The organism is Saccharothrix xinjiangensis (assembly GCF_039527585.1).
GTDB lineage: Bacteria > Actinomycetota > Actinomycetes > Mycobacteriales > Pseudonocardiaceae > Actinosynnema > Actinosynnema xinjiangensis.
In genome coordinates this window covers 237,281-251,597 of the sequence record NZ_BAAAKE010000005.1, presented here as the reverse complement: position 1 = coordinate 251,597, position 14,317 = coordinate 237,281, and the positions used below count along the sequence as shown (strand labels likewise).

At 71.8% G+C, this 14,317-nt stretch carries 14 protein-coding genes; 8 read left to right on the top strand and 6 right to left on the bottom strand.

Annotation, left to right across the window (positions count from 1 at the left end; genetic code table 11):
* Positions 1 to 29: 29 nt before the first annotated feature.
* Positions 30 to 461, top strand: a complete 432-nt coding sequence (locus tag ABD223_RS14610) for an acyl-CoA thioesterase (protein WP_344036723.1) — start codon at positions 30 to 32, stop codon at positions 459 to 461.
* Complete coding sequence (locus ABD223_RS14605) at positions 454 to 1,080, top strand: DUF8010 domain-containing protein (protein ID WP_344036722.1); 627 nt, start codon at positions 454 to 456, stop codon at positions 1,078 to 1,080. The genes ABD223_RS14610 and ABD223_RS14605 overlap by 8 nt, the downstream gene beginning before the upstream one ends.
* Before the next feature lie 42 nt (positions 1,081 to 1,122).
* On the opposite strand, the gene ABD223_RS14600 is transcribed toward ABD223_RS14605, so the two are convergent.
* The gene (locus ABD223_RS14600; protein ID WP_344036721.1) at positions 1,123 to 2,718 is read right to left on the bottom strand and encodes a glycoside hydrolase family 13 protein; all 1,596 of its coding nucleotides are present in this window, start codon (positions 2,716 to 2,718) and stop codon (positions 1,123 to 1,125) included.
* Between the two features lie 91 nt (positions 2,719 to 2,809).
* On the bottom strand, positions 2,810 to 3,196 hold the full coding sequence (locus ABD223_RS14595) for a globin (RefSeq protein ID WP_344036720.1): 387 nt from the start codon (positions 3,194 to 3,196) through the stop codon (positions 2,810 to 2,812).
* Between the two features lie 238 nt (positions 3,197 to 3,434).
* On the opposite strand from ABD223_RS14595, the gene ABD223_RS14590 reads away from it, so the two are divergent.
* Genes ABD223_RS14590 through ABD223_RS14580 form a run of 3 tightly spaced genes read left to right on the top strand, consistent with a single transcriptional unit; the run spans position 3,435 to position 5,885 of the window.
* Positions 3,435 to 4,574 (top strand): TIR domain-containing protein, encoded by a 1,140-nt coding sequence (locus ABD223_RS14590; RefSeq protein WP_344036719.1) that lies wholly within the window; start codon positions 3,435 to 3,437, stop codon positions 4,572 to 4,574.
* On the top strand, positions 4,571 to 5,197 hold the full coding sequence (locus ABD223_RS14585; protein WP_344036718.1) for a hypothetical protein: 627 nt from the start codon (positions 4,571 to 4,573) through the stop codon (positions 5,195 to 5,197). The genes ABD223_RS14590 and ABD223_RS14585 overlap by 4 nt, the downstream gene beginning before the upstream one ends.
* Position 5,198: 1 nt before the next feature.
* Positions 5,199 to 5,885, top strand: coding sequence for a hypothetical protein (locus tag ABD223_RS14580; protein WP_344036717.1), 687 nt, complete (start codon positions 5,199 to 5,201; stop codon positions 5,883 to 5,885).
* Between the two features lie 41 nt (positions 5,886 to 5,926).
* On the opposite strand, the gene ABD223_RS14575 is transcribed toward ABD223_RS14580, so the two are convergent.
* Complete coding sequence (locus ABD223_RS14575; protein ID WP_344036919.1) at positions 5,927 to 6,757, bottom strand: mechanosensitive ion channel family protein; 831 nt, start codon at positions 6,755 to 6,757, stop codon at positions 5,927 to 5,929.
* A gap of 93 nt (positions 6,758 to 6,850) precedes the next feature.
* Positions 6,851 to 8,977 carry a prolyl oligopeptidase family serine peptidase gene (locus tag ABD223_RS14570; protein WP_344036716.1) on the bottom strand — a complete coding sequence of 709 codons (2,127 nt, stop codon included), beginning with the start codon at positions 8,975 to 8,977 and terminating at the stop codon, positions 6,851 to 6,853.
* A gap of 153 nt (positions 8,978 to 9,130) precedes the next feature.
* On the opposite strand from ABD223_RS14570, the gene ABD223_RS14565 reads away from it, so the two are divergent.
* Positions 9,131 to 9,787 carry an HNH endonuclease gene (locus ABD223_RS14565; RefSeq protein WP_344036715.1) on the top strand — a complete coding sequence of 219 codons (657 nt, stop codon included), beginning with the start codon at positions 9,131 to 9,133 and terminating at the stop codon, positions 9,785 to 9,787.
* A gap of 17 nt (positions 9,788 to 9,804) precedes the next feature.
* Here the strand turns inward: ABD223_RS14565 and ABD223_RS14560 are convergent, their stop codons facing one another.
* Positions 9,805 to 10,089, bottom strand: coding sequence for a DUF2345 domain-containing protein (locus tag ABD223_RS14560; RefSeq protein WP_344036714.1), 285 nt, complete (start codon positions 10,087 to 10,089; stop codon positions 9,805 to 9,807).
* A 592-nt stretch (positions 10,090 to 10,681) separates the two neighbouring features.
* Here ABD223_RS14560 and ctaJ point away from each other — a divergent pair.
* Together ctaJ and ABD223_RS14550 are read left to right on the top strand one after the other, a co-directional pair.
* Positions 10,682 to 10,927 (top strand): aa3-type cytochrome oxidase subunit CtaJ, encoded by a 246-nt coding sequence (ctaJ, locus tag ABD223_RS14555; protein WP_344036713.1) that lies wholly within the window; start codon positions 10,682 to 10,684, stop codon positions 10,925 to 10,927.
* Positions 10,914 to 11,399, top strand: a complete 486-nt coding sequence (locus tag ABD223_RS14550; protein WP_344036712.1) for a DUF5130 family protein — start codon at positions 10,914 to 10,916, stop codon at positions 11,397 to 11,399. Before ctaJ ends, ABD223_RS14550 begins: the two co-directional genes overlap by 14 nt.
* A gap of 156 nt (positions 11,400 to 11,555) precedes the next feature.
* Here ABD223_RS14550 and pepN read toward each other — a convergent pair whose 3' ends face one another.
* Complete coding sequence (gene pepN / locus ABD223_RS14545) at positions 11,556 to 14,114, bottom strand: aminopeptidase N (RefSeq protein ID WP_344036711.1); 2,559 nt, start codon at positions 14,112 to 14,114, stop codon at positions 11,556 to 11,558.
* Positions 14,115 to 14,317: the final 203 nt, after the last annotated feature.

Here is a 14,317-nt window from a genome sequence, read left to right as displayed (position 1 = left end):
CCGATGCCGACCGCGGGAGGCGCGTCAAGTTGGGTGTGTTCGTCACGGGGGTCCGTCCGCGCTGGTCGGACATGGACGCGTTCGGCCACGTCAACCACGCCAACACGGTGACGTTGCTGGAGGAGGCGCGGATCGACCTGCTGTTCACCGAAGCCGCCCGGCACGGCGTGCCGGAGATGGCGGAGGGCATGGTCGTGGCGCGGCTCGCGGTGGACTACCTGGCGCCGCTGGCGTTCACCGGCGACGAGGTCCGGGTGGAGGTGTCGGTGCGGGAGCTGAAGTCGGCGTCGTTCACGCTCGACTACGCGGTCCGCGGCGACCGCCGTGAGGACGGCGCCGTCGTGACCAGGGCCGAGACGCTGATGGTGCCCTACAACCTGGCGGCCGGGCGTCCGCGCCGCCTCCTCGAAGCCGAGCGCGACTTCCTCGCCGGCTGGCGTGCCGGAGGTAATGGTGCCTGAGCTGGTCCTCGTCGATCGCGCCGAGCGCGACGACCTCGGAGCTTTCGTCGCCCGCGCGGTGCGGCTCGACGCCCAGGCGGTGGTGCGGCTGCGCAACCGCCCGTCCGGCGACCTCGTCGACGCGTGGGTGGCGACCCCGTTCGACGCCCTGGCCACCCGGACCGTGGCCGGGCAGGTGGCGCCCGGCGACCTGACCGTGTCGGCGACCGACCTGCTCACCGGCCTGGCGGTGGTGCGCAGCGAGGTCGTGGACCCCGGCCCGGCGCGGGACATGATGTGGCGCTCGGCGCTGCCGCCCACGGCGGGCTGGCTGCCGGTGGACCGGCTGCCCGGCAGCGTCGTGTCCGAGCTGGCGGAGAAGGGCGTGGCCGTGGCGCGGGAGAACGCGGGCCCGCGCGGCACGCCGCCCGCGTCGCTGCTGGACCAGACCGTGCTCACGGTCAGCGGGTCGGGGCTGGACGTGAAGGTGCCGATGCGGTGCCTGTTCGCGCTGTCCGGGATGGGTTTCCTGGGCGGCGACGACGTGCGCGTGACGGCCACCGACGCGTGGCTGCGCATCGACGCCCGGTTCGGCGCGGTCGTGCGCCGCCGCCACTCGATGCTGCCGCTGCTGGTGTGAGCGGGCCCGGACGACGCGCGGGAGCGCGCCGCCCGGGACCCCTCAGACCAGCCAGACGGCCGTGTCGGGCGGCAGCTGGTTGCCGTCCATCGGCCCGCTGGACAGCAGCACCTCGCCGGGCGGCAGCGGCACCGGGCCGCCCGAGGTGTTCAGCGCGCAGATCAGCCCACCGCCCTTGCGGCGGAACGCGAAGCAGCCCGCCGGCGCGCCGTACCACTCCAGCTCCTCGCCGGAGAACGCCGGCGTCGACTTCCGCAGCTCGATCGCGTGCCGGTAGAAGGACAGCATCGAGTCCGGGTCCTCCAGCTGGGACTCGGCGGTCAGGCCCGCCCACTCGTTCGGCTGCGGCAGCCAGGTGCCGACGCCCTGCGTGAACCCGAACGGCGGCGCGTCGCCCTCCCAGGGCAGCGGGATCCGGCAGCCGTCGCGGCCGCGCCTGGTGTGCCGGGAACGGGCCCAGATCGGGTCCTGGAGGGCCCAGTCGGGCAGCTCCACGTTCGGCAGGCCCAGCTCCTCGCCGTTGTAGAGGTAGACCACGCCGGGCAGGGCCAGCTCGACCAGGGTCATGGCGCGGGCACGCTGGAGGCCGATCGCGCCGTCGCCGTAGCGGGTCACGTGCCGGGCCACGTCGTGGTTGGACAGGGTCCAGGTCGGCGGGACGCCGGTGCCGTGCACGGCCGCCAGCGAGTGCTCGATGGCCGACCGCACGCCGTCGGCGTCGAAGGGCGCCTCGACCAGGCGGAAGTTGAAGCCGAGGTGCAGCTCGTCGGGGCGGACGTAGCGCGCCCACCGCTCGTCGTCCTTGACCCAGATCTCGCCGACGGTCATGCGGCCCGGGTACTCGTCGACGACCTTGCGGATCATCCGGTGCACCTCGTGCACCCCGTCGTTGTCGAAGCGGGGGTCCAGGGCGTTGTCGTGCCGCACGCCGGACCCCAGCTCCGCGCGCGGGTCGAGGTTGCGCAGGTCCTCCGGCTTGGCCATGCCGTGGGCCACGTCGATGCGGAACCCGTCGACGCCCCGGTCCAGCCAGAAGCGCAGCGTCCGGGCCAGGTCGGCGGGCACCTCGGGGTTGTCCCAGTTCAGGTCCGGCTGCTCGGGCGCGAACAGGTGCAGGTACCACTGGCCGTCCGGCAGGCGCGTCCACGCGGGGCCGCCGAACTGGCTCGGCCAGTTGTTGGGCGGCACGGAACCGTCGAAGCCGCCGCCCTCGCGGAAGACGTAGCGGGCGCGCTCCGGCGAGCCGGGCGCGGCGCGCAGGGCGGCCTGGAACCACGGGTGCCGGTCGCTGGTGTGGTTGGGCACGAGGTCGACGGTGACGCGGATGTTGTGCGCGTGCGCCTCGGTGACCAGCCGGTCGAACGCGTCCAGGTCGCCGAAGAGGGGGTCGACGTCCCGGGGGTCGGCCACGTCGTAGCCGTGGTCGGCCATGGGCGAGGTGAAGAACGGCGTGAGCCACAGCGCGTCCACCCCGAGCAGTTCGAGGTACCCGAGCCGGGAGCGGATGCCGTCCAGGTCGCCAACGCCGTCGCCGTTGGCGTCGGCGAACGACCGGACGTAGACCTGGTAGAAGACGGCGTCACGCCACCAGGCGGACTCGTCGGCGATCTCTGGTTGGAGGTCGGAGGATCGTCGCACGAGATGTCATCCTGCCATTCGCGGCCTGGGGCACGAGCCCGTTCGGTTGGGCAACGCACGGTGACCAAGCGTGTTCCGGGCGGCTGAGGCGTCAGGCCCAGGCGTTCATCAAGCTGTTGGCGGCCATGTCCAGGTAGGCCCACAGCTGCTTGCGGTGCTCGGGGTCCAGCTCGACCGAGTCGACCGCGACCTCCATGCAGCGCAGCCAGGCGTCCCGCTCCACGGGCCCGATGACGAACGGGGCGTGCCGCATCCGCAACCGGGGGTGCCCCCGGGTGTCGGAGTAGGTGTGCGGACCACCCCAGTACTGCATCAGGAACAGGCGGAAGCGCTCCTCGGCGGGACCGAGGTCTTCTTCCGGGTAGAGGGGGCGGAGGATCGGGTCGGTCGCCACCTCTTCGTAGAAGCGCTTGACGATCAGGTGGAACGTGTCGTACCCGCCCACCGCTTCGTAGAAGTTCTCCGGAGGAGTGGTCACCTCCCCATCCTGCCTCAGGTCGCCCGGAGAAGCGCACGGCCACCCGGTCGGGGAGCTGCCCGGAGGCCGCTGAGCCGCGAGTTCGCGCACGGTGGGGGTCGAGCCCTGTGGCGGAGGTCTCAACGCCCGCGCGGAGCCGGAGTGGGACGCGAACCCCATCCGCGCGGGTGGGGCGGAACTCGTGCGCTCGCGGACCCGCGTGGCGCCGCCGGGCGAGCCCCTCCCAGGGCGGGCGCCGGTGCGCGCCGGCACGGCTTACCGTCATCTGACCCTTTTTGTCCCTTTGTCGGACTTACGTGGAGGCCGACCGGTCTTTAGGATTCGTTTGCGCTCGGGTGAACGGTGGGTGGGGCGAATGAAAATGAAGAGGAACATCGCTTTCTGGTCGTACGCCAGGGCTGACGACCAAGCCGAACAGGGGCGCATCACGATGCTCGCGCGGGACATCGCGGAGCAGTACACCATGCTCACCGGAGAACCCGTCAGGCTCTTCGTGGACCAGGACGACCTGATGTGGGGTGCTGACTGGCACAGCACCATCAACGCCACGTTGTCGCGCACGGCGTTCTTCGTCCCGGTCGTGACACCGCGTTTCCTGCAACGGCCCCAATGTCGGCGCGAACTGAACTTTTTCGCACGTCGAGCCGACCAGTTGGGTGTGCGATCGCTGATAATGCCGATTCGCTACACCGCACTACCCGAACCCGGGTATTCCATTCCGGACCCCCTCGCCGCGCTGATCGGCACGTTCAACTCCGTCGGCTGGGAGGAACACCGCCTGGAGGGCAGGGAATCCCCCTCGTACCGCCGCGCGGTCTCGGACCTGGCGAGCCGGATGGTCGGGATCGGTGCCGAGCTGGAGCGGAACCCCCCGGCGGGATCGACCCCCGCTCCCCCGCCGCGGGTGCGCGAGCAGCTCGACGTCCTGGTCGGTCGGGCGGTGGAACTGGGTGGGTCCGCGTTGGAGATCTCCCTGGCGCTGGTGGAGCTGCAACGGGCCAGGGCGGCCGGAGGGGCCGCGGAGGTGCGGCGCCTGGCCTCGGACCTCGATCACGCCGTGCGGCTGTTCGCGGCCAAGGTCTATGAAGTCGTCGACCTCCTCTACGACATCGACCCGGCTGCCCTCGCGCGCCTCGACCCCGCCGCGGAACCCGATCTGGTGGCCGCGGTGCGGACGGCGGAACGCGCGTTCGGCGACGCGGGGAAGGCGGCTGAACGACTGGCCGGAGAGCTGCTCGGGCTCGCCGGCTCCGGGTGGGGCACGAGTGCGGTCGAACGCGGGCTGCGCATCGCCCTCGGGGTGTTCGCCGAGGGCACGGGCATCACCACGCGCTGGGTGGCGCTGCTCGACTCCCGGTCCAGGGGCGGGCGGGCGTGACGAGCGGGCCGTCGAACCACGACCACGTCGAGGCGGCGAGGCAGTACCGGACCGTGGCCGGGAAACTGGCCGCGCGGTACGAGGAGTTCCTGGAGGAGGCCGCCGCCGCGGGCGGGCACGTCCGCGCCGCACTGGACCTCGCCCTGCGGGAGGCGCGCGAGTGCGTCGAGATCTGCGACCGGATCATCGGCAACCCCGGTGAGGCCGGCCTGTCCTCCCTGGCCGGGTACGTCGGCGAACTGCTCTCGAACAGCGTCAAGCAGATCGCTTTCGTGCTGGACTTCATAGGACGCGACCACAACCTGCAAGCGCCCGACCTGCCGGGCGCGCGGACCGTGGAACCCGTGACCGAACGGACGACCTGGCAGGCGCCCGACGGATCCGAGATCGTGGTCTCGCCCGATTTCACCCCGGAAAACCCGTATCGCTATGACGGAGGGCGGACGCTGAACGTGTCCGCGCCCCGAGGGTTCTACTCGCACCCGTGGTGGTTCGACGTGACCGTCGGGGCGGCCGCCGGCACCGCCGTGCTGACCGTGGGCGCGATGTTCCTCGCTTTCGCCCATCGCGCCGGCGTGAGGAGCGGCGACAGCGGTTGGCTCGACTACTTCGACGGAGGGTGACATGCCGAAATCTGGTGATGCCGAGCACGAGTGCCTGGTCCGGGTGGAATCGGTGCCGGATCGGAAACGACCGGTGTACCGGGTGTCCGAGAGCCCGTCCGCCGAGGAGATGGGTCTGCGCACCACGTTCGAGACGTTCGAGGAAACGAACGTGCTGCTCACGGTGAAGCTCGACATCCCGGGACCGCAGGCGGACGAGGTGCTGGTCTACGCGCCCGGAGCGGGGCGGATCATCGGGAGCGCCACCCCGAAGATCTTCGAAGCCGTGAGGCGCGCGTTGACGACGGCCCGCATCCACGCGACCGAGAAGGCCGAGCGGGAACTCGGACGGACCGACGTCGAGGACGTGCCTCGGATCGCCGTCGAGGCGGAGGCCGGGAACCCGGACGAGGAGAGGTCTTCGCCGCCGGATCGGACGCGGTCGCTGTTCGACCGGGTGAACGACAAGACGATGGCGATCAAGCGGAAGTACGACGACTCCGTCGGCCTCAAGATCGCGGTGACCTCGGTGGGCTACCTCCGCAAGGAGGTGCTCAAGCTCCTGCTGCAGGCCGAGGAGGGCTACTACGCGATGCGCGTGATCGCGGGGGTCAAGGTGTTGGTCAAGCCGGAACTGGTCATCGAAGGGCCCGTCCGGAACACCGACGTCCGCCGCCGCGGGCAGGGGAGCGAGGGCTTCACCGTCTGAGCCGGACCCCGCCCGCTCCGGCCGCGGCCGGAGCGGGCGGGTCAAGAAGACTTGAGCGAGATCCCCGCATCCTCCAGCGCCGGCATCAGCGTCGCCCGCAGAGCGCGCTGGACCGCCCACTGCCGCCCCGGCCGCACCTTCACCGTCACGCGCATGGTGATGCCCTCCGGCGTCACCTTCTCCACGCCCAGGACCTGCGGCTTGTCCGTCACGTCCTTCGACAGCGGCTCCGCCGCCGTGGCCTTCTCGGCGGCCGTCGTGAGCACCTCCGTGGCCGAGGCCAGGTTGGCGCCGTAGGCCAGGGGGAGGTCGACCACGGCCACCGCGAAGCCCTGGGACGAGTTGCCCACGCGCAGGATCTCGCCGTTGCGGACGTACCAGACCGTGCCGTTGGTGTCGCGGATCGTGGTGATGCGCAGCGCCACCGACTCGACCGTGCCGGTGGCGGGGCCCAGGTCGACCACGTCACCCACGCCGTACTGGTCCTCCAGCATCATGAACATGCCGGCCAGGAAGTCCTTGACCAGGTTCTGCGCGCCGAAGCCGATGGCCACGCCGAGGATGCCCGCCGAGGTCAGGATCGGGGCGACGTTCATGCCCAGCTCGGTCAGGACCTGGATGAACGCCACGCCGAACACGATGATCGTGACGAACGACTTCAGCACCGAGCCGATGGTCTTGGCCCGCTGCTCCCGCCGCTCCGAGGCGAACGCCCCCAGGGTCTGGGGCGCGCGCTCCCTCAGCGGCTTGAGCAACTTGGGCTTGCGACCGCCGTTGCCCCGCGTCATGCCGTCGATCAGCCGCCGCAGGACCGCCCGGATGACCACCGCCACGATCACGATCAGCACGATCCGCAGTACGCCGCCCGCCATCTTCGGGCCGTTGGCGACCCACCACTCGACCGCGAGCGTCGGCTCCACGTCCAGCACGTAGCAGTCCTCCCGATCTCCACGACCCGAGCCGGTCTACAACCCGGCGCCGGTCCCCGTACCCGTCCCAGCCCCCAGCTCAAGACCTGTGGCCCAGGCCAGGAAGGTCAACTGGTCCACGGCCAGCCCGACCGTCCGGCTCACCGACCGGCCCGCGTGCCCGACCTCGGTCTCCCGGCGGATCAGCACCGGGTGCTTGGTCGGATCGCTCGCCGTGGCGCGTTGCAGCGCGGCGCACGTCTTGCGGGCGTGGTTCGGGTCCACGCGGCTGTCCGACTCGAAGACCGTGAACAGCACCGAAGGGTACTCAACTCCGTCGCGCACCCGGTGGTACGGGGAGTAGGCCAGCAGCCACCGCAGCTCCTCGGGCACGGAGGCGGAACCGTACTCCTCCGCCCACAGCCGCCCGAGCAGGAAGTTCTCGTACCGCACCATGTCCAGCAGTGGCGCTGAGCACACCACGGCCGCGTAGAGCTCCGGGCGCTGCGTCAGCGCCGCCCCGACCAGCAGGCCGCCGTTGGAGCCGCCCATGATCGACAGCTGCTGCGGCGTCGTCCACCCGTCGGCGATCAGCCGCTCCGCCGCCGCGTGGAAGTCGTCGAACACGTTCTGCTTCCGCGACCGCATCCCGGCCTCGTGCCATTCCTCTCCCTCCTCGTCGCCACCCCGCAGCGACGCGTGCGCCCACACACCGCCCGCCTCGACCCACGCCAACGTCGTCGCGCTGTACCCGGGCCCGCGCCCGACCGCGAACCCGCCGTACCCCGTCAGCAGCGTCGGCCTGGGCAGGTCCGGGTGCCGGACCCCGGACACCACGAACATTCGCACGGTCGTCCCGTCCGCCGACAGGTACGAGATCTGAGCTGTGGACAACTCGGGGAGGGTCACCGCCCCGGGTGGCGCGGTCTCCACCGTGACGGCGCCCGTGGAGAGGGAAAAGCGGTGGACGGAAGCGGGGGTCACGAAGTCCGACCAGCCGAACCACAGGACGTCGCGATCGGCAAGGGTCAGCTCGTCCGCTGTGGACAACCCGTGGAGCGACCCGGTGCCGGGCAGGTCGATCCGACGCGCGTGGGCGCCGTCCGCGCCGTGGAGGTGCAGTTCGGACACGGCGTGCCGGGTGCGCGAGACGACCAGCGACCCGTCGAGGGGCACCACCGCGTCCAGGACGGAGTCCGGCTCCTCGGCGATCAGCTCGGTCCACTCGCGGGGAGCGGCCGGGTCGGCGACGCACAGGCGGAAGCGGGGGGCGCCCAGGCTGGTCAGCAGGTACAGGCGGCCGTCGGGCCCGACCCACGCGGAGCACTGCGCGCCGTCCTCGGCGGAGAGCACCTGGCGGAGCTCGGCGGAACCGCCCAGGTCCGCGATCCACACGGAGTCGCGGCGGACGGTGCCCGGCGCGCCGCTGACCACCAGCCAACGCCCGTCCTCGGACACGGACAGGCCGTAGTAGTAGGTGTGGTCGAGGCCGTCGCCGTGCACGTTCACGTCCTCGTCGGCGGGGGCGCCCACCCGGTGCCGCCAGACCCGGCGGTGGAACAGGCGCTCGTCCTCCGGCACCAGGGCCGGGTCGAGCCGCCGCACGTAGAAGAACTCCTCGCCGCCGGGCAGCCAGCCCACGGGGGAGTAGCGGCAGCGGTCGACCGGGCCGTCGAGGAGCTCGCCGGAGTCGACGTCGACCACGTGCAGCAACGAGTGCTCGTCGCCGCCCACGGACACCTGGTAGGCCAGGCGCGTGCCCTCCCGGGAGGGCGACCAGCGGTCCAGGGTCGTGCGGCCGGTCGGGTCGAGGGCGGTGGGGTCGAGCAGCACGCGTTCCACGCCGTCCACGCGCACGTAGAGCACGGGGAGGTCCTGGTCGGGGTCGCGCCGCGTGTAGAACGCCCGGCCGGCCCGCCACACGGGGACGCCGACGGAGCCGGTGCGCATCAGCTCGGAGACCCGGGAGCCGAGGGCGTCGCGGCCGGGCATCGCGTCCAGCCACGAGCGGGTGAGCTCGTCCTGGGCGGCCGACCAGGCGGCGGTGCGGGGGTCGGCCGGGTCCTCCAGCCAGCGGTAGGGATCGGCCACGGCGTGCCCGTGCAGGTCCTCGACGAGGTCGAGCCGTTCGGCGGGCGGGTAGGTGGTCGTCGCAGGCAGCGCTGCGCGGGGGGGCTCGGTCACCTCGCCGAGCGTAGCGCCCGAGTTGAAAACGATCGTCAACAGGGGAGGGGTTCACCGAAGTTTCAGGCACGACACCGTGACACGTCACATATCACAGGTGATTTTTGTCGGTGATCTGTGGTCTCCTAGGGCTGAACCGGTGGAGGTGGTCGCGTGCCAGACCGACAACCCACCCCGATCGGCGCCCTGGTGAACGCCGGGATCGCGTCGTCGGTCCCGTCCGGCCAAAAACAGCCTGGTGTCCACGCTGTGGTCGGCGGGGAGGGAGCCGGTCAGGCCCCCTTGGTGCTGCCCTGGGGGAGGCGCAAGGTCCTCCTGCTCAACGCCACGTTCGAGCCCCTGACCGCCCTGCCGCTGCGGCGCGCCGTGGTGCTCGTGGTGTGCGGGAAGGCCGAGGTGGTGCACGGCGACCCGCAGGGCGCCGTGGTCCACTCCTCGACGGCCCAGGTGGTCGTGCCGTCGGTGATCAGGCTGGCGAACTACGTGCGGGTGCCCTACCGCGGCCGGGTCCCGCTGACCCGCGCCGGGCTGATGCACCGCGACCGGTACCGCTGCGCGTACTGCGGCGGGCGGGCCGAGACGATCGACCACGTCGTGCCGCGCAGCCGCGGCGGCGCGCACTCGTGGACCAACTGCGTCGCCTGCTGCGCCAGGTGCAACCACCGCAAGGCCGACAAGCTGCTGTCGGAGCTGGGGTGGCGGTTGCGCGTGGTGCCCGCGGCGCCTCGCGGGCCCCATTGGCGGCTGCTGGCCGGCGTCACCGAGGCCGACCCGCTGTGGCTCCCCTACCTGGGTGAACCTGCCGCCTGACGCGTCGGGGCGCGGGTTCAGGCGGCCAGGGCGAGGTCCTCGCGGCGAGCCGTGATGCGCACGGAGGCCGACGCGGTGATGCGCACGGAGTCGGCCGCGGTGATCCGGACCGGGTCCGCTGCCGTGATGCGGACCGAGTCCCGGGCGGTGATGCGCACGGAGTCGGAGGCCGTGATGCGCACCGAGTCCCGCGCCGTGATGCGCACCGAGTCGGCCGCGGTGATCCGCACCGAGTCCCGCGCCGTGATCCGGACGGAGTCGGCCGCGGTGATCCGAACGGAGTCCGACGCGGTGATGCGCACCGAGTCGGCGACCGCCGGCAGAGCCTGAACAGTCGTAACGCTCTGCGCCGATTGGGTGTACGGCGAAAGGGTGAGGGCGGCGACCTGAGCGCGGTTCACGGTGTACATGTCGTGGCCTCCGAGAGGTATGGGACGGGATTTTTGATCCCTGAAGGGACGCGCAAGAGCCGTACAGGTGAAAAGTTAGAAGCCGAGTGGGCTCGGGACAAGACGCCAAACCGGCCGCCATTCGCCTCCTTCCGGGCGAAGTCCTTCCGGGTGCACGCACTGCGACGATCGAGCGCCCGGATTGCTGCATCCGGCGTCCACGGCCACTGTGCGTGACATCGTTCCTGGTAGGAGTCGCCCGGATCACGCCCTCCCATGCCACGCGTCCTCGCACACCGGCGTGAGAGGTGCGGGCCGGGGGCCGCCGTCCGCGTCCCAAGGGGTGGGCGGTTCGCGGAGCGTGACGGGACCTCGCGCCGCCGGCGCGGCGTTCACAGACAGGACGACCGCCGGCGGGACCGCGCGGACCGGGTCCGACCCGCCCAGTGCGGAAACGGGTGACCTCGCCCTGAGCGGACCGGGGCGATCGGTTACCGTAACCGCCGTGACCATCGTGGAGACCGTGCTCGTCTTCGCGCTGATCCCGCTGGCCATCTACGGCGTGATCACGCTACTGACGCTGAGGCCGAAGGCCACCCGCATCCAGCGGTACCGGCCGGGCCAGGAATGGGATTACGCGCCCGTCTGGTGGACCGCCAACCCCGCCGGCCTGCCCGGTGGCGCCCACCAGGTCGCCGCCGCGCCCGTCGAGGGCCGCACCGCCAAGGGAGGCGCTCGTGGCAACTGGTGAGCTGACCCGAGTCGAGGTCGACCCGTCGACCCTGCCGCCCGGCGCGGCCGTGACCAACAGCGGTCGCGTGTCCGCGGCGAAGATGTACGAGCCGCACGCGCCGAGCCTGCCGTTCACCGCCGTGCAGCTGTCGACGCTGGACGAGGCGCTGACGCTGGCGAGCCGCGCCACGGGCCTGGACTTCAGCGTCTACCTCGGCGGGCTGGGCGCGGAGTCCCGCGCCAGGGCGGAGGAGCTGCACGCCTCCACCCCGCGCCCCACGCACGCCGTGCTGATCGCGGCGTCGCCGGGTGAGCGCGTGGTCGAGGTGGTGACCGGCGAGGAGTCCCACCGGCGGCTGCCGGACCGCGCCGCGAAGCTCGCCGTCATGAGCATGATCGCCTCCTTCAAGGAGGGCGACCTGGCCGGCGGCCTGATCAGCGGCCTGCGGATGCTGACCGACCAGGCGGGCCACGCTCCCCGGCAGCACTGAGTCCCGGCAGCAGAGGCCCGACAGCACCGAAGCGCGCACGAACGAAGGCCCCGGTCCACGGCCGGGGCCTTCCGCGTGTCCGGGCCGGCCGCTCCCGACCTCCGCACGCGCGACGGGGGCGACGCCCGCAGGCGCCGCCCCCGTGCCGCGCACCGCTCAGGACCGGTCGAACTCCTGGGCCGCCAGGGCGCGGACGATGCCCGCCCGGCCCTCCGACACCAGCCGCCGCAGGGCGGGCGGGCGCTCCTCGGCCAGCCAGGCGTCCGCCGCCGTGACCGTCTCCTGGTGGATCGACCACGACGGGAACAGCCCCACCACCACCGACTGCGCGCGCTCGCTCGACCGGCGGTCCCACACGTCGGCCACGTCCGCGAAGTACCGCTCCACGAACGGCTGGAGCAGGGCCTTCTGGCCGGCGTGCTGGATGCCCGCCACGATGGCCTCGGACACCGCGTTCGGCAGCTCGTCGTCGTGCACGGCCCGGTCCCACGCCTCGGTCTTCGCCTCGACCGAGGGCCGCAGGGCGCGGGCCGACTCGGCGCGGCGGCGGCCGGTCGCGGTCGGGTCGCGCTCCTCCTCGGCGCGGATCTCGTCCAGGCCGGCCGCGCCGTGGGCGACCAGCGCGTGCAGCAGCCGCCACCGCAGGTCGGTGTCCACGTCCAGGCCCTCCAGCACGTCCGTGCCGTCGAACCAGCCGCGCAGCACGGCCAGGGAGCCCTCGTCCAGCACGGAGCCGGCCAGCGAGTTCACGAACGCCAGCTGGTGGTCCGAACCGGGCCCCGCGGCCCGCGCCAGCTCCAGCACCCGCGCGGTGAACCGCCGCCAGCCCTCGTCGCGCCACGACGTGTCGGCGTAGGAGGACAGCGCGGTCTGCGCCTGGAGCAGCAGCCGCTGCACCACGCCGACCTCGGTCTCCGCCGCCAGCCCGCCCAGCACCAGGTTGACGAAGTCGCGGGCCTTCAGCTCGGCCTCGCGGGTCATCTCCCACGCCGCCGACCAGCACAGGGTGCGCGGCAGGGGCTCGGCGATGTCGGCGATGTGGTCGATCAGCGACGCCAGCGAGTCCGGGTCCAGCCGCATCGTGCAGTAGGTCAGGTCGTCGTCGTTGACCAGCACCAGCTTGCCCCGGTGCACGCCGACCAGCTCCGGCACCTCGGTGCGGTCGCCCGACACGTCCAGCTCGACGCGGTGCTTGCGCACCAGCTTGCCGTTCTCGTCGTCGTAGACGCCGATGGCCAGCCGGTGCGTGCGCAGCTCGCCCGCGCCCGGCCGGGCCCCGCCCTGGAGGACGGCGAACCCGGTGAACCGGCCCTCCGCGTCAACGGTGAACTTCGGGCGCAGCAGGTTCAGGCCGGTGGTCTCCAGCCACTGGGCGCTCCACCACGACAGGTCGCGGCCGGACGCCTCCTCCAGCGCGCCGAGCAGGTCGGCCAGCGTGGCGTTGCCCCACTCGTGCTTGGCGAAGTACACCCGCAGGCCGGCCAGGAAGTTCTCCAGCCCCACGTACGCCACGAGCTGCTTGAGGACGCTGGCGCCCTTGGCGTAGGTGATGCCGTCGAAGTTGACCTCGACCGCCTGGAGGTCCGGGATGTCCGAGGCCACGGGGTGCGTGGACGGCAGCTGGTCCTGCCGGTAGGCCCAGGACTTCTCGATCTTGGCGAACGTGGTCCACGCCTGCCGGTACTCGGTCGCCTCGGCCTGCGCCAGCACCGACGCCCAGGTGGCGAACGACTCGTTCAGCCACAGGTCGTCCCACCAGCGCATGGTGACCAGGTCGCCGAACCACATGTGCGCCATCTCGTGCAGCACGGTCTCGGCGCGCCGCTCGTACAGGTAGCGGGTCACCCGGCTGCGGAAGACGTAGTCCTCCAGGAAGGTGACGCAGCCCGCGTTCTCCATCGCGCCCGCGTTGAACTCCGGCACGAAGCACTGGTCGTACTTGCCGAACGGGTACTCGACGCCGAACGCGCCGTGGAAGAAGCCGAAACCCTGCTTGGTCTCGGTGAACAGGCGCTCGTGGTCCATGTGCGGCGCCAGCGAGGCGCGGCAGTAGATGCCGAGCGGGATGGTGGTCCCACCGTCGGTGAACTCGTCGCGCCACTCCGCGTACGGGCCCGCGACCAGCGCCACCAGGTAGGTGGAGATCGGCTTCGTGGTGCCGAAGCGGTGCACGTCCGCGCCGCCCGCGCCGTCCTCAGTGGACTCGATCGCGGCGTTGGAGATGACCTTCCAGTGGTGCGGTGCGGTCACCGTCAGGGTGTAGACGGCCTTCAGGTCGGGCTGGTCGAAGCAGGCGAACATGCGCTTGGCGTCCGCCGTCTCGAACTGCGAGTACAGGTAGACCTCGCCGTCGACCGGGTCGACGAACCGGTGCAGGCCCTCGCCGGTGTTCATGTACCGGCAGTCGGCCTCGACGACCAGCTCGTTGTCCTCGGCCAGGTCGGGCAGGTGGAGGCCGTCCTCCTCGCGGTAGGACGACACGTCGACCTCGCGGCCGTTGAGCACGGCGCGGTGGACGTTGGCGGCGACGACGTCGATCCACGAGGACTCGCCCGGCGTGCGGCTGCGGAACGTGACCACCGTGGTGGAGCGGAACGTGTCCGAGCCGGGCTTGCCACCGCCGTCGGTCAGGTCCAGTTCGATCCGGTAGGAGTCGACCTCCAGCAGCGCAGCCCGTTGCTGCGCCTGGTCGCGGGTGAGGTTGGGTGCCGCCACTGGTCACCTCGTCTGCCGGCGCACTTGGCGCTGACCTCGTCGGAACGGAACAGGTGTCGCATGGGTGAACACGACAGTCGCATCCAATCACGACGCGTGCCGAGAAGTGGACAGGCGTCCGAGGGAAGACTGCGTCACGTCGCTTCGTTGTGAAGGGGTGGACGCCGCGCCCGCGGCACGCACCAGCACGGATGGAGAGCACC

Excerpts from the sequence above, each read along its gene's own strand:
- ABD223_RS14580 (WP_344036717.1), top strand. The coding sequence starts at position 5,199 with ATGCCGAAATCTGGTGATGCCGAGCACGAGTGCCTGGTCCGGGTGGAA.
- ABD223_RS14575 (WP_344036919.1), bottom strand. The coding sequence starts at position 6,757 with ATGGCGGGCGGCGTACTGCGGATCGTGCTGATCGTGATCGTGGCGGTG.